Origin of the sequence: Pseudoclavibacter helvolus (assembly GCF_014191305.1) — a bacterium.
Classification (GTDB): Bacteria; Actinomycetota; Actinomycetes; order Actinomycetales; family Microbacteriaceae; genus Pseudoclavibacter; species Pseudoclavibacter helvolus.
On the sequence record NZ_JACHWJ010000003.1, the window covers coordinates 478,556 to 491,730 of the forward strand.

14 protein-coding genes and 1 pseudogene are annotated in these 13,175 nt (G+C 68.7%); 10 read left to right on the plus strand and 5 right to left on the minus strand.

From position 1 onward, the window contains the following. The first annotated feature begins 276 nt into the window (after window positions 1-276). A complete protein-coding gene (locus FHX72_RS12010; RefSeq protein ID WP_156475812.1) occupies window positions 277-417 on the plus strand; it encodes a hypothetical protein in 141 nt (46 codons plus the stop codon). Here FHX72_RS12010 and FHX72_RS12015 read toward each other — a convergent pair. After that, the gene (locus tag FHX72_RS12015) at window positions 411-584 is read right to left on the minus strand and encodes a twin-arginine translocase TatA/TatE family subunit (protein WP_183625322.1); all 174 of its coding nucleotides are present in this window, start codon (window positions 582-584) and stop codon (window positions 411-413) included. The two genes, FHX72_RS12010 and FHX72_RS12015, sit on opposite strands and share 7 nt — an antisense overlap. A 75-nt stretch (window positions 585-659) precedes the next feature. Beyond that, window positions 660-1,667: an intradiol ring-cleavage dioxygenase gene (locus FHX72_RS12020; RefSeq protein WP_068482425.1), complete on the minus strand. Its 1,008-nt coding sequence runs from the start codon at window positions 1,665-1,667 to the stop codon at window positions 660-662. A 170-nt stretch (window positions 1,668-1,837) separates the two neighbouring features. Here FHX72_RS12020 and FHX72_RS12025 point away from each other — a divergent pair, with 170 nt between their 5' ends. From FHX72_RS12025 to FHX72_RS12035, 3 genes are read left to right on the plus strand one after another with little or no spacing between them, the layout of a single operon-like run. Continuing rightward, entirely contained in the window at window positions 1,838-3,457 is a 1,620-nt protein-coding gene (locus FHX72_RS12025; protein ID WP_221186904.1) for a phenylacetate--CoA ligase family protein, read from the plus strand. Between the two features lie 3 nt (window positions 3,458-3,460). Continuing rightward, a complete protein-coding gene (locus tag FHX72_RS12030) occupies window positions 3,461-5,476 on the plus strand; it encodes a hypothetical protein (RefSeq protein ID WP_183625324.1) in 2,016 nt (671 codons plus the stop codon). Continuing rightward, a complete protein-coding gene (locus FHX72_RS12035; protein ID WP_183625326.1) occupies window positions 5,473-6,600 on the plus strand; it encodes a hypothetical protein in 1,128 nt (375 codons plus the stop codon). The genes FHX72_RS12030 and FHX72_RS12035 overlap by 4 nt, the downstream gene beginning before the upstream one ends. A 31-nt stretch (window positions 6,601-6,631) precedes the next feature. On the opposite strand, the gene FHX72_RS12040 is transcribed toward FHX72_RS12035, so the two are convergent. Continuing rightward, a complete protein-coding gene (locus FHX72_RS12040) occupies window positions 6,632-7,528 on the minus strand; it encodes an alpha/beta hydrolase (RefSeq protein ID WP_183625328.1) in 897 nt (298 codons plus the stop codon). A gap of 37 nt (window positions 7,529-7,565) precedes the next feature. Here FHX72_RS12040 and FHX72_RS12045 point away from each other — a divergent pair, with 37 nt between their 5' ends. Together FHX72_RS12045 and FHX72_RS12050 are read left to right on the plus strand one after the other, a co-directional pair. Beyond that, on the plus strand, window positions 7,566-8,225 hold the full coding sequence (locus tag FHX72_RS12045) for a hypothetical protein (protein WP_156475813.1): 660 nt from the start codon (window positions 7,566-7,568) through the stop codon (window positions 8,223-8,225). 80 nt (window positions 8,226-8,305) lie between these two features. Further along, window positions 8,306-9,355: an FUSC family protein gene (locus tag FHX72_RS12050; protein WP_183625329.1), complete on the plus strand. Its 1,050-nt coding sequence runs from the start codon at window positions 8,306-8,308 to the stop codon at window positions 9,353-9,355. Between the two features lie 488 nt (window positions 9,356-9,843). On the opposite strand, the gene FHX72_RS12055 is transcribed toward FHX72_RS12050, so the two are convergent. After that, a complete protein-coding gene (locus FHX72_RS12055) occupies window positions 9,844-9,990 on the minus strand; it encodes a hypothetical protein (RefSeq protein WP_183625331.1) in 147 nt (48 codons plus the stop codon). 119 nt (window positions 9,991-10,109) lie between these two features. On the opposite strand from FHX72_RS12055, the gene FHX72_RS12060 reads away from it, so the two are divergent. Both FHX72_RS12060 and FHX72_RS19725 read left to right on the plus strand, forming a co-directional pair. Continuing rightward, window positions 10,110-11,171 (plus strand): zinc-binding dehydrogenase, encoded by a 1,062-nt coding sequence (locus tag FHX72_RS12060; protein WP_183625453.1) that lies wholly within the window; start codon window positions 10,110-10,112, stop codon window positions 11,169-11,171. Window positions 11,172-11,431: 260 nt separating this feature from the next. Continuing rightward, a pseudogene (locus FHX72_RS19725) lies at window positions 11,432-11,674 on the plus strand (MFS transporter); the annotation flags it as partial. Here the strand turns inward: FHX72_RS19725 and FHX72_RS19730 are convergent. Next, entirely contained in the window at window positions 11,599-11,844 is a 246-nt protein-coding gene (locus FHX72_RS19730) for a hypothetical protein (protein ID WP_282859904.1), read from the minus strand. The pseudogene FHX72_RS19725 and the gene FHX72_RS19730 sit on opposite strands and share 76 nt — an antisense overlap. Here FHX72_RS19730 and FHX72_RS12065 point away from each other — a divergent pair. Together FHX72_RS12065 and FHX72_RS12070 are read left to right on the plus strand one after the other, a co-directional pair. Further along, entirely contained in the window at window positions 11,827-12,654 is an 828-nt protein-coding gene (locus tag FHX72_RS12065) for an MFS transporter (protein ID WP_338110121.1), read from the plus strand. The genes FHX72_RS19730 and FHX72_RS12065 overlap by 18 nt on opposite strands. Beyond that, window positions 12,651-13,061 (plus strand): (R)-mandelonitrile lyase, encoded by a 411-nt coding sequence (locus tag FHX72_RS12070; RefSeq protein WP_183625333.1) that lies wholly within the window; start codon window positions 12,651-12,653, stop codon window positions 13,059-13,061. Before FHX72_RS12065 ends, FHX72_RS12070 begins: the two co-directional genes overlap by 4 nt. The last annotated feature ends 114 nt before the right edge of the window (window positions 13,062-13,175 follow it).

The window sequence follows — 13,175 nt, forward strand, 5'->3', positions numbered from 1 at the left end:
CCCGTGCGAATGCACTTGGCTGACTGTTACTTGTAGCTGCAAGTAGTTTGCTAGCAGCAAGAAGTTGTAGATGCAACTAATTGATTCGATCGAGCCCAACGCAACGTCGGCACTATGTGCGTGCGCCAAATATCGGCCCGAGATCCGAGAGAGGCGCAAGCCTGGCGCACAGCTCGCCGGCCAAGCGGCTCGATCGAGGTCTCGCAGACGATGTGCTCCAAGAGCTCTCCACTCTGACCTCCCTCACCTACAGCAACGAGGACATTGCAGGGGGTCGTGACATACCTCGACGAGCGACGCGTTGGCCCCACACAGGTCGTCACGCACCACCTCGCGCAAGAGAATGTGCTCGAGGCCTTCAATACGGTGATCGAGAAGAAGGACGAGGCCATCAAGGTAGTCGTCGACGTTCACTGACGCGAGTCTGCGGGCGCATCCACGTCGAGGTCTCGCACTTCGGTCCTGAGGATGCGCATCGATTGCCCGACGCTCTTCGCGAGGGCCGGCAGCTTCGAGGCGCCGAAGACGAGCACGATGATGGCGAGCACGGCGATGCCGTGCCGGCCGGTGAGGTTCGCGAGCATGATGGTCGTCTTTCGTCGGGTTGGTCTTCTGCGGTGTGGGTGTCTGAGAGTTCCGTCTGGCCGGATGCGCCGGGTTCAGTTCCCTGGGCCGCCTGGGCCGCCAGAACCGTCGGGGCCGCCCGCGCCTCCGCCTGACGGCGCTGCCCCCGCGGTCGGTGTGGTCGTCGTATCGACACGGACCGTGAGGGCGATGTTGTAGCCGCTTGTCGTGTCGCCCGTGACGGTCGCGAGCTGCAGGGCTCCGCCGTCGTCGCCGAAGACGTTGTCGGAGTCGAGGCTGACCTGCGCCATGTTGGAGGCTGAACCCTCGTAGCCGGACAAGGCGTAGACGGCGTTCGAGGCGTACTCGGGCAGCGCGACCTGCGAGGTCGAGATGGCCTTCGTCGAGTCGGTGATGTCGTCGATCGTCGGGTACACCTCGAAGTGGATGTGCGGCCAGCGCCCTGTGTAGCAGGCGGGGAAGATCGAGGTGTACGTGACGCTGCCCTGCGCATCCGCGACCTGCACGCCCCGCAGGAACGTCTCGTTCTCGATTCCCTCTGAGTACATGGAGTAGCCGCCCGTGGCGTCGCAGTGCCAGACGTAGACGGCGACGTTCTCGAACGGCCTGTCGCCGTTTGCCATGTCGAGGACCGTGAGTGTGAGGGTCATAGGAACGCCTGCCGCGGTGGTGCCGCTGCCGATGCTCGAGCGGATGTCGCTGCGCACGACCCCGGACTGTTCGAGCACGTCCGCGCCGTTCGAGCCGTCGCCAGGGTACGGGCCTGCGGTCTCATCGGGGATCTCGCTCGCAGGCACAGCGACGGCCGTCGCGGACGCGCTCGCCGATGGGCTGGCCGTCGCTGTTGCAGTCGCTGTTGCGGCCGTCGTGCTGGACGCGCCCGATCCCGCCGGCGTGCAGGCGGCGAGCGCCACCGTCCCGACCCCAACCCCGAAGATGCTCAGCAGGCCGCGACGCGACATGAGCGTGCCGATGTCGAAGGAGACGCCCTGGTCGACGACCTCCTCGTCAGCTCGGTCGAGCAGCCTGCCCTCGTAGGCGGGGCCGTCTGGGGTGAGGTCGGGCTCGGGAATCTTGATCATGGCAACTCTCCTGCTCTTCGTCGTGGAACGAGAGTCAGCATGAGCCGCCGGCCAGGCAGGGGGCTATGGCGTTCCTATGCCAGGGCTATGGCGCGCATCCCAGGCTGAATGTCCGTGGCTCGTGCTTAGCTATGCGCACACTTCAGGGAAGACGTGAGCGGGGGAGCAACGTGACTCAGCAGATCGGTGTACGGGAGTCGGGAGCGGGCAGCGAAGTTGCGCCCGGACCGGCCGGCCTGCGGCGTGCATCCAAGCTGCGGCAGTCGCTCCTGCGGCTCGGGTCTGGCGCGCTCACGAAGACCTACGACCTGTACCACCTGCATCCGGCCGTCTGGCGCTGGACCGCCCGCCACTACGTGCCCGCGATGGGCGACTTCGCGAAGTTCAACGCGTGGATGATCTGCCAGCGCGCGAATCTCGACGTGCCCGCCTACCAGCGCTGGCTGCACGAGAACGACTTCCGATTCCGCTGGTGGCAGCTCTCGAGCTACCCGGAGACGAGCAAGGACGACTACGTCAAGCGCTACACGGAGGACGAGCGCTGCTGGGGCGGCGAGATCGACACCGTGGGCACGGTCGTCGACGAGTCGAGCGGCTCGAGCGGTTCGCCCTTCAACTGGATCCGCGGGCGACACGAGCTGAAGACCATCCACAACAACGTGGCCGGCTACATCACCTTGCTGTTTGGCACGAAGAAGCTGTTCGGCATCAATGCCTTCTCGATGGGGGCGTGGGCGACCGGCACCAACACCGGGCACGCGCTCTCGAAGATCTCGATGGTCAAGAACACGGGACCAGACATCGACAAGATCGTCGACACGATCCGCCACTTCGGGCCCAAGTACCAGTACCTCGTGAGCGCCTACCCGCCGTTCCTGAAGCACCTGCGCGACAGGCTCGACGGGGAGGAGTGGTTCGACTGGTCGCAGCACCGCCTCAACGGGTTTGTGGGTGGGGAGGCCATGACGGAAGGGCTGCGCGACTACCTCGAGGAGCGCTTCGGCCGCGTGTACTCCGGATACGGGGCCTCCGACCTCACGATCGGCATGGCAGGCGAGTCGGACGCCTGCGTGTGGCTGCGCCGAGCGATGTTCGCCGACGAGCCGCTGAGGAGGGCGCTCCTCGGTGACGACGAGTCGCGCATCCCCATGGTCTTCCAGTACAACCCGCTCGAGACGTACCTCGAGACGAACGCGAACAACGAGCTCGTCGTGACGCTCAACTCGTCTGCCGTGCTCAGCCCGAAGCTTCGCTACAACATCGGCGACGAGGCGAAGATCCTCTCTTTCCCCGAGGTGCGAGAGAAGATCGCCGAACTCGACCCGGCGCTGTCGAGGGCGTTCCACCGGGCATTCGCGGTGCAGCGGATGAAGCTGCCCTTACTCCTGCTCTTCGGCAGGAAGGACTCGACGATCTCCTACATGGGCGCCAATCTGTACCCGATCGACATCGAGAACGGCCTCTACCGCGACAACCCGCACGCGGGCGACATCGAGTCGTTCAAGCTCGGCCTGCTCGAGCTCGAGGGTCACGAGCAGCGCCCCATCGTGCACCTCCAGCTGCGCGACGGCGTGGCGCTCGCGGATGAGGAGATCGCGAAGCTCAGCGAGACGACGAGGGCCGGCATCGTCGAGCACCTCGCCTCCGTGTCGCGCGACTTCGCCCAGTCGCTCGACGAGGACCCGTCGACGGGCGACCTCCGAATCGAGGTGCATCCGTTCGGCACGGGGCCCTTCACGGGTGGCAATGCGAAGATCAAGAACGTCTACGTCGTCAAGAACGCCGAGTAAGCCGTGTTCACCACCGACTTCTCGAAGGCTCCAGTTCAGGGCAGGGCCGAGGCGCTGGTCATCGTCGAAGGGCGCGGCGCCGACCGTGAAGGCGTGATCTGGCGGCAGCGCTTCACGGATCGCCGGGTCTCCGGCGAACTCCTGCTGTTCGAGAGCGTCGAGCGAGCGCGTGAGGTCGCAGCCGGGCACGATGGGCGCACGAAGCTACTGCTCGCCGAGACCCGCGGCTACTCGAACGGCATCTGGCGAGCCGACCCCGAGCCTCCACCAGGCGAGATGGCGCATAACCCGCACTTCGCGTCCGTCTCCAAGGAACGCGCGGAAGGGCGCATGCCACCGCGCGTCGACGAGCCGACGCGCAAGCCGAGAAAGCTCACTACCCCGGTCCCGCCGCCGTCCCACACCATCTTCGACACTGCATCGATGTTCGTCGGTGCAACCCGGTACACGTCCCCGCTCGCCTGGGCCGTGACGGGCCGCGTCTGGGGGCAGATGACCGGCAAGATGCGGAGGATGCCCGACTACTGCTGGCACGGCATCTACTGGGAGGCGCCGTGGACCCTCGGCACCCTCGCGAACTTCTCCACGCGCGACGCGCTCCTGCGCTTCGCCAGAATGCCCGAGCACAGGCACCTCATGCAGTGGATCGTGAAGGACACGAGGAACGCCAACGCCGGGTTCATTCGCCTCTTCGCGAGCGAGGAGGAGCTGGCGGCCGTCGAAGGCACCGTGGGGCACGAGGGGGACGGTCGTCTCACGGATGCGGATGCGCGTGGCCCGGCCGCAGCGGCGCCCGGCTCGATGCTGACCCCCGACGCGCTCTCTGGGCGTGCTGGGACGAAGTCAAAGTCGCGCGGGATCGAGGTGCGTCGCGTCAGCTCGGAGCTCGAGTTCCTCGAGTTCGTCGAGCTGCCGGGGCGCGTCTCGGACCCGAGCCGCGAGGTGCCAGTGCTCGAGTCGACTCTCCGCTCGTGGTGGAAGGACAAGCACGCGCACGAGTCCCCGGTCGAGCTGCTGCTCGCGTACCGCGAGGGCACACCCGTCGCCCGAGCTGTCACGCACACGAGCGCTGCGCTCGACGCAGAGCTCTCATCGAGCCTCCAGCTGTTCGGGGCCGTCGCGGCGGCCGACGCGGAGGCCCTCGGCGCGATCATCGGCGCCGTCGAAACACGTGCCGCGAACGCCGGTCGGAGCGAGCTCCTCGGCCCCGTCACGCTGCTCCCGAACCAGGTGGGCGGGGTCATCACGAGTGGCTTCGGCGAGCGAGGCTTCGTCGAGGGCGCTTGGAACCCGGACTGGGTGCCCGGCGCCTACGAGGGGCTCGGCTTCACAACCTGGAACGAATCGGCGACCTGGATCGCTCGCCTCGAGCAGGGGCGCCTCGGGCAGATCGAGAGTGACGCCTTCACAGCGCCGACCGACGCCGAGCTCGAGGCCGCCGGCATCGTCATCGAGCGCGCATCGCGCCTGCGATTCCCGCGCGACGTCGCCCGCCAGCGCGAGCTTGTCAACGCCGCCTTCGCCGAGCTGCCCTACTACACGCAGATCTCGCGAGCGCAGATGCGAGAAGCCACAAGCGGACTCATCGCGATCATCGACCCCAACATCTGGGTGTCTGCGCTCGATGCGAAGACCCGCAAGCCGCTCGGCTTTCTGCTCTGCGTCCCCGACGTGACCCGCATCGTCCAGCGCTCGTCCGGCCGAATCGGGCTGCGGCAGCTGCTCGAGATCTGGCGGCAGCGTAAGGAACCGAGGGAAGCAGTGCTCACCATCCAGGGCACGACTCCCGAGGGCCGCGGCCGCGGCATCAGCACGCTACTCGGGCGCACGGTGGGGGAGGCGCTCATCGAGGGCGGCTACACGGCGCTGCGCTCGACCTACATCGGCCGCGACAACCCCGCCTCCGCGCGACAGCTCGGCCGCATGGGCGGGAAGGCGCTGCACGAGACGGTCTTCTACAGGAGGCCCGTGCGAGCGTGCGCCGATGGGAACGCAACACACGAGGGGGAGCAGCCATGACGAGCATCCACACGCTGAACCAGATCATCGCCGACGCGGCGTCGGCGCCTTCAGCCCACAACACGCAGCCGTGGTCGCCGCGCATGATCGGTGATGGCGCCGCGGTCGAGCTTCGAGTGTCGCGGAAGCGGACGCTTCCCGCCTCTGACCCGACGGGGCGAGACACGCTGCTCGGGCTGGGTGCCTGGCTCGAGGCGTTCAGCGTGAGCGCTGCGGCGCACGACATCGCCTTCGAGGTCGAGCTGCTGCCCGCGCTGGCAGACCCCGAGGCCATCGTGCACGCGCGGAGCGACGAGCCGGTGATGCGCATCCAGCTGTGCGACTCGGCCGGGGCGGCGGAAATCGAGGGGGAATCGGCCTCCGCATCGCAGTCCGATCCCGATTCCAGCAGGCGGATGCTCGCGGCCCGCAAGACGGTGCGCGGTGGCCTCGAACCGGCGAAAGGTCTGGTGCTCGAACTCGCGGGCACGCTTCCCGAGTGGCTGCGCCTCGTGCCCGTCGACGCCGACGACCTGCGTCACTTCTCGTCGCTCGGCACGGCCGACACCCTGCGGGAGCCGGCCGTCGCGCGCGAGCTGGCCCACTGGCTGCGGCTGCACCCCGCGCATCCGCGCTACGACGTCGACGGGCTCAACAACCGCGTGCTCGGCGTGCCGACGGTCGCGTCGCGCCTCGTCGCGCCCTTCACGCGGAATCGGCGCCTCCGCGAGGCGGCCGTGCGCGTGGTGACTCCAGTCGGAGAGCTGTGGCGGAGGGTGCTGCTCGAGGTGCCGGTCTCGGCAGCGGGAGAGGACGCGCCCGCCGCGGCGACCGCGTTTGCGCTGGTCGCCGACACCAAGCTGCTCGAGCTCGGCTCGGGCGCCGATGCGACCCGCATCCTCGATTCCCCGCTTGGGCTCCCGCCGGAGCGGGTGCTCGAAGCTGGCCGAGCGCTCATGCGGCTGTGGCTTCTTGCGACCGCCCGAGGTGCGGCGTTCTCGCCCGCCTCCGAAGTCATCGACTCGTCGCTCGCGCAGGGCGAGCTGCACTACAGGCTCGGCCTCTCTCGCCGCGACGTGCCGCTGTTCGTCACCCGTGTCGGCGTGTCCAAGGACCCGAACCCGCCGCGCGCGCCGCGGCGCTGAGCCGCGGCCCACGCAACAAAAGCGCATCTCCTCAGGCGAGCCGCCGCATCCACTCGCTGACGAGGTCGATGCCTCGCGTGAACGAAGGGTCGTTGGGCCGATTCAGGAAGGCGTGCGAGCTGCCCGGGAGCACTCGGTACTCGGTCTCGACGCCAGCCTCGGCCAGCTCCCGCGCGAAACGGGAACCGGATGCGCGCATCGCGTCGCGGTCCGCATCCACCACCAGCGAGGGCGGGAAGCCGGCCAGGTCGTGCCCGCCAGGGAACGCGTCCGGGCGCGAGAGCACTTCCTCGCTGCCCGCGTAGTTGAGGTTCATCTGTCCGATGAGCCACGGGGTGTGGACATACCGGCGCCGACCCTTGACGCGGCTCAGCAGCTCGGGGGAGCGCTCGGGCAGCTCCGCGTGGAACGTGCCGTAGGCGAGGAAGAGCCCGCGCAGGGGAGACGCCCCGTCGCGCTCGAGTCGGTACGCCGCGGCAGCCGCGAGGCATGCGCCGGCGCTCGCGCCGCCGAGCACCACACCATCGGGTGATCGCGCGCTGACGGCTGCGACGACCGCCAGCACATCGTCGAGAGGCACCGGGAAACGGATATCGGGGCGACGCTCACGGCCCGCGCGACTCAACCCTTGGGGGCCCTCCTCGAGCTGCGCTCGCTCCCGGCCGCCGAGCGTCACCAAGCGGTAGCCGACCGTCGTCACCTCGAACCCGGCGCGGGCCAAGGCGAGCGCCACTTCGTGAGTCTCCGGCTGGTCGAGCCCGCCAGAGTAGAAGCCGCCGCCGTGCAGCCAGACGAAGGGCAAGGCAGTTGAGCGCGAGATGCCGGGAGCAGGGGAGTAAGTCCGAACCGGAATCGGGCCGTGCGGGCCGGCGACGACCGAGCTCGTCGCATCCACCCCGTGCGGTGTGGCCAGTGAGCGCTTCAGCATCAGCTCACGATACGGGCCCACGCTCTAGGCTCTGTGAATGCACGAGCTACGCCTCACCCCGGAAGCCCAGCGCCGCGCGATCGCCCTCAACATGAGACAGTCCTGGATCAGCCTGGCCATGCTCGCGCCCATCTTCCTGGCGCTCATCGTGATCTTCTCGCTGCAGGACTTCTGGCTCGGCTTTGGGTACGGCGCCCTGATCGTCGTGCTCATCGGAGGGTCCGTGCCCCTCTCGCTCTGGCTCGCCCGCACGTCGATGCGAGACACGTACATCCGGTTCGGTGACGGCTGGATCGAGCACAAGTGGATGTTCCGCACGCGCCGGTTCGCGGCGGCCGAGGCGACCAGCGTCGTCACGGTCGACCAGATGTCGTTCGGCGGCTTCGCAGGAGCGCCGACGCACCACCTCATCGTGACCGGCCGCGACCGCCGTCTGCTCATCCTCGTCGGGCAGATGTGGACCACGCAGCAGCTCACCGCGATCATGCAGGACCTCGCGAGCCGCGGCGTGCCGTGGTTCTCAGTGCCCGAACCCGTCTCGCCTCCCCAGCTGCGAGCGAGGGACCCGCGCCTCGTGCCCTGGTGGCAGGCGCATCCCATCGCACTCGGGCTGCTGATCGCCGGCGGCGTCATCGCCTTCATGACGATCGCGGTCATCGTCGTGGCGTTTGTGGTCTTCAGCGCGACCACGAGCTGAGCGAATCGCGCGGCAGGCGCTGACCACGCCGCTGGGCGACGCCTGGGCGTCGGACTCACCCGGCGTTCTACGCTGAGCACGTGCGCTCCCTCACTCGTCTCACCGGCCTCGACCGGATTCAGGCGACCAAGCGCGTGCCGGCCCTGCAGGTCGCGAAGACCGCCATCGCCGCGGTCGGTGCGTGGCTGCTCGCCGGCTGGCTGATCCCCGGCCCGCTGCCCGTCTTCGCCGCCGTGGCCGCACTGCTCGTCGTGCAGCCGAGCGTCAACCAGTCGTTCGCCAAAGCGCTCGAGCGAAGCGCCGGAGTTGTCATCGGCGTCGCCGTCGCGAGCGCGATCTCGCTTGTCCTCGGTCCGCAGTCATGGGTGATCCTCCTCGCGATCGTCGTCGCCATGATCGTCGCGTGGCTACTGCGCATGACCTCCACCACCAGCAACCAGGTCGCGATCAGCGCCATGCTCGTGCTCGCGCTCGGCGCATCCACCCCCGAATATGCGCTCGACCGCATCCTCGAAACCCTGATCGGCGCCGCGTTCGGGCTGCTCATCAACGCGATCATCCTGCCGCCAGTGCTCGTCGCCCCGGCGCAACGCGACACCGCCATGCTCGGCAACGAGATTGCCGCGTCGCTCGAGCGCCTCGCCGACGCCATCGAGCGGCCGCAGACGCCCGAGAGTCTCACCGAGATGCTCCTCAAGGCGCGCCTCGTGCGGCCGATGGCGGGCGCCGCCGAGAACTCCATCGCAGAAGGCCTCGAGTCGCTCGCCTTCAACCCACGCAAGTCCAGGCACCACGAGGAACTCGTCGAGTGCCGCGAGCTTCTTGACCGCTTCCGCCCCATCGTCACGCAGCTCACCGGCATGACCCGCGCCGTCGCCGAACATTGGGAGCCGACGCTCGCCGACGAGCCACAGGCCATCGCGATCGCCGAGCAGCTGCGGCGGGCCGCGCACGACACTCGCATACTCATCCCGAGCGAACCCGGGGAGCCGCAGGCGTTCATCCTGGAACCGCCAGCACTCACCGCACCGCTTGTCGTCTCCGCGCCGAAGGGTGGCAGTTGGGTGCTCATCGGCTCGCTCATCGAAGACCTCCGCCGCATCCACGAGGGTCTCACCGCCGAGGCGTGAGGTCGCGCGCACTGCTCGAGCCCCGCTCGCCGCGCTTGGGCCTGCTTGGCCCGACTTGATCGCGGCCCGCTCGCCCGGCCCGGCCCTGCTTGCTCGCGCGCTCGCTCGATCTCGCCGTCCAGCCCCGGAGTCCGTAATCCAACTCCCTGGATCCGCTGTCCAGCCCCGGAGATTCGCTGTCCAGCCCCCCGGATCCGCTGTCCAGCCCCCGGGATCCGCTGTCCAACTTCCGGGATGAATGAGCCCGCGATGCGCCGTTCGGCCCCTCGGGCACGTCTCCTGTCCCGCAAGTTGGCCGCAGCCGGGCGCGGCCTGTCCAATATCAGTGCAGAAACGGCCCCAGATGCGCAAAAACAGCCTCCAGAGCCCGTTTTTGCACTGATGTTGGTTACGCGACGCCGGGCCCCGCCCGCTGTCCAACTTCCGGGATGAATGAGCCCGCGATGCGCCCCAGAAGCCTCGGGCGAGTCTCTCGTCACGCAAGTTGGTCACGCGCCGCGCACCACCCGCCGCGCCGCCCACCACCCGCCGCGCTCCACGCCGCCCGCTGCGCTCCACGCCGCCCGCTGCGCTCCGCGCCGCGCCTCGAACGCCTCGCCGCGGCGCCCCTGGCAGGCAACGCCAGTACCTGGCACGACTGCCCCTCCCGGGCGCACGCTGGTAGCGATCCAATGAAGGAACGGCGGTGGCCGGTGCTCTCGATGAGGGCGGACCTGCTCGCCGCCGTTTCCCGGAAGCGCAACGAGAGGCACCCATGAAGGCAACGTTCATGTACGCAGCAGGCGACGTCCGAGTCGAGACCGTCGCAGACCCGGCCATCCAGCAGCCGAACGACGCGATCGTCCGCGTGACGCAGGCCTGCATCTGCGGCTCGGACCTGCATCCGTATCACTCGATGCAGGCCAGCGAGCACGGGTCCCCGATGGGCCACGAGCTCATCGGCATCGTCGAGGAGATCGGCACCTCCGTCTCGACTCTCAAGGTCGGCGACTTCGTCATCGCGCCGTTCGCGTTCCAGGACAACACCTGCGTGTTCTGCCGCGAGGGAATGCAGACCTCCTGCATCCACGGCGGCTTCTACGGCAGCCCCGAGGTCGGTGGTCTGCAGGCCGAGCTCGCACGCATCCCGCAGGCCGATGGCAGCCTCGTGGTTGTGCCCGGCGTCGACGCGGACGCACTCGCCCGCGGGGAGAGCGCAGACCTCGCGGCGAGCCTCCTCACGCTTTCAGACGTGTACCTCACCGGCTACCACGCAGCCCACATGGGCCGCGTCGAGGCCGGCAAGACCGTCACCGTGATCGGCGACGGCGCAGTCGGACTCTCGGCGGTGCTCGCCGCCAAGCAGCTCGGCGCCGAGCGCGTCATCCTCATGGGCCGCCACACTTCGCGCACCGACCTCGGCGTCCGCTTCGGCGCCACGGACGTCGTCGCCGAGCGAGGCGAAGAGGGCATCTCGAAGGTCATGGACCTCACGAACGGCGAAGGCAGCCACGTCGTCCTCGAAGCCGTCGGGCACATGCCCGCCTACGAGCAGGCGTACGGCATCGTGCGCCCCGGCGGCGTCATCTCGCGCGTCGGTGTGCCCCAGTACGAGGTAGCTCCCATCGGGTTCGGCTCTCTCTTCGGCAAGAACGTCACCCTCACGGGCGGCCCGGCCCCAGTGCGCGCCTACCTTGAGCCCGCGATCCAGCAGGTCCTGAACGGCGAGATCAACCCTGGCCTCGTCTTCGACCGCACGATCGGCATCGACGAGGTGCCAGCCGGCTACGCCGCGATGGATGCACGCGAAGCCCTCAAGGTGCTCGTCCAGATGTAGGCGCTCCGCGGCCGTGCACGCGACTCGCGTGCCAATGCACGCAGGCAGTGCACGGCCGCGCGCGAACCAGCAACGCGCATCCGCTGAGCCGGCTCAGCCGACACAACCTGGCAGCACGACCCGAACGGAACCCGCCCCATGCCCAACACGTCCCCGGTGCAGCTGCCAACCGGAACCGCCCCGACGGGGCTGCGTCGCTCGACGGGGCGCGCGCCGGCGACCTTTTTGGACGCAGACGCGTGTTCGTGTTCGGGCTTGTCGTGTTCTCGTTCGCGTCGCTGCTCATCGGCTTCTCGCCGTCCGGCGAGTGGATGATCGCGGCTCGCTCTCTGCAGGGCATCGGGGCGGCCATCGTCGCCCCCGCGTCGCTGTCGCTCATCGCTGTCAGCTTCCCTGAGGGCAAGGAGCGCGCGCGGGCGATCGTGCTTTACGGCGCGACCGCCGGAATCGGCGCGAGCCTCGGCATGGTAATCGGCGGCGCGTTCGCCGAGTGGATCTCCTGGCGGGCTGGGTTCTTCATCAACGTGCCCATCGGGATCGCCATGATCGCGCTCGCCCCGCGCTCGCCCCGCGCTTCCTCCCGGAGACGAAGCCAGCCCGCGGAGCCTTCGACGTGCTCGGCGCGCTCACTGCGACGGGCGGCGTCGGAGCGCTCGTGTTCGGCATCATCCACGCCGCCGAATCGACCTGGACCTCCCCGGTCACCGTTGCGTCTCTTGCCGCCGGAGTTGTACTGCTCGCGCTGCTCGTCGTCAACGAGGCGCGTGCATCCGACCCGATCATGCCGCTGCGACTCTTCGCGAGCCGCGTCCGCGTGGGCGGCTATGTGGGGCGGATGCTCTACATGGGCGCCATGATCGGCTTCTTCTACTTCACCACCCAGTACCTGCAGGACGTGCTCGGCATGAACCCGCTCCAGGCGGGCCTCGGGTTCCTGCCCATGACGCTCGTGAACTTCGCCGTCGCCCTGCTGTTGCCGCAGCTGACCAGGCGCATCGGTGACCGGCTGCCGCTCATCCTGGGCATCGCCCTCACTCTCGCGGGCATGATCTGGCTCAGCCGACTCACCCCGGATGCCGGCTACCTGCTCGGCGTTGCCCTCCCGATGCTGGTCATCGGTGCCGGGCAGGGGCTCGTGTTCGCGCCGCTCACGACGGCCGGCATGTCCGGCGCGACCGCCGAGCACGCGGGCGCCGCATCCGGACTCGTCAACACGTTCCACCAGCTCGGCATGGCGCTCGGGCTCGGAGTCCTCGTCGCCGTGTCCGTCAATGCGGGCGCAGACGCGGCGACCGCTGGCGCCGCGGCAGTCGCGCAGGTCTTCGCTGCGCTCACTGGCAGTGCCGTGCTGCTCGGGATCGCGCTCCTCATCTGCGCAACCCTCATCCTGCCGAAGAGCAGGAGGGGCGAGCGCGCATCCACCACACCTTCCGCCTCGATTTCCACCTCAGCCTCCGCCTCAGCACAAGGAACCTCCTCATGAGCACAGAACTCCAGCCGAAGACCCCGACCAACAAGGGGCCAGCCGAGTGGTTCACCGGCGACGTCTACTTCAACGCGTACTACGCGGGCACCGAGCCCTCGCGCACACGGCTCAACCTCGTGCGCTTCACACCTGGCGCGCACACGGCCTGGCACCGCCACGCCGTCGGACAGACTCTGCACGTCACCGAGGGCTACGGCTACGTGCAGTCACGCGGCGAGGAGCTCATCGAGCTCCGGCCGGGAGACACCGTCTCCACGCCGGCCGGCGAATGGCACTGGCACGGCGCATCCGCCGACAACTTCATGTGCCACCTGGCCCTGTGGGAAGGGCCGGGCGCCGACTCCGACGAACCCGATACCGTGTGGGGCGAGCGGCTCGCGCCAGAGGAGTACCCGGGGCAGTAGCCCCGGCTACGTCCGCCACGGCTGCGTTCGAGCGTTCCCCCGCCTCAAGCTTCGAAAACCCCGAAGAGTGAGCAAGATGCATCCGAAGTCAGCCGTTGTGGATGCGTCTCGCTC

Bases quoted from the DNA above. Each gene is read 5' to 3' on its own strand.
- FHX72_RS12015 (WP_183625322.1), bottom strand. From the start codon at position 584: ATGCTCGCGAACCTCACCGGCCGGCACGGCATCGCCGTGCTCGCCATC.
- FHX72_RS12020 (WP_068482425.1), bottom strand. From the start codon at position 1,667: ATGATCAAGATTCCCGAGCCCGACCTCACCCCAGACGGCCCCGCCTAC.
- FHX72_RS12035 (WP_183625326.1), top strand. From the start codon at position 5,473: ATGACGAGCATCCACACGCTGAACCAGATCATCGCCGACGCGGCGTCG.
- FHX72_RS12040 (WP_183625328.1), bottom strand. From the start codon at position 7,528: ATGCTGAAGCGCTCACTGGCCACACCGCACGGGGTGGATGCGACGAGC.
- FHX72_RS12045 (WP_156475813.1), top strand. From the start codon at position 7,566: ATGCACGAGCTACGCCTCACCCCGGAAGCCCAGCGCCGCGCGATCGCC.
- FHX72_RS12060 (WP_183625453.1), top strand. From the start codon at position 10,110: ATGAAGGCAACGTTCATGTACGCAGCAGGCGACGTCCGAGTCGAGACC.
- FHX72_RS12070 (WP_183625333.1), top strand. From the start codon at position 12,651: ATGAGCACAGAACTCCAGCCGAAGACCCCGACCAACAAGGGGCCAGCC.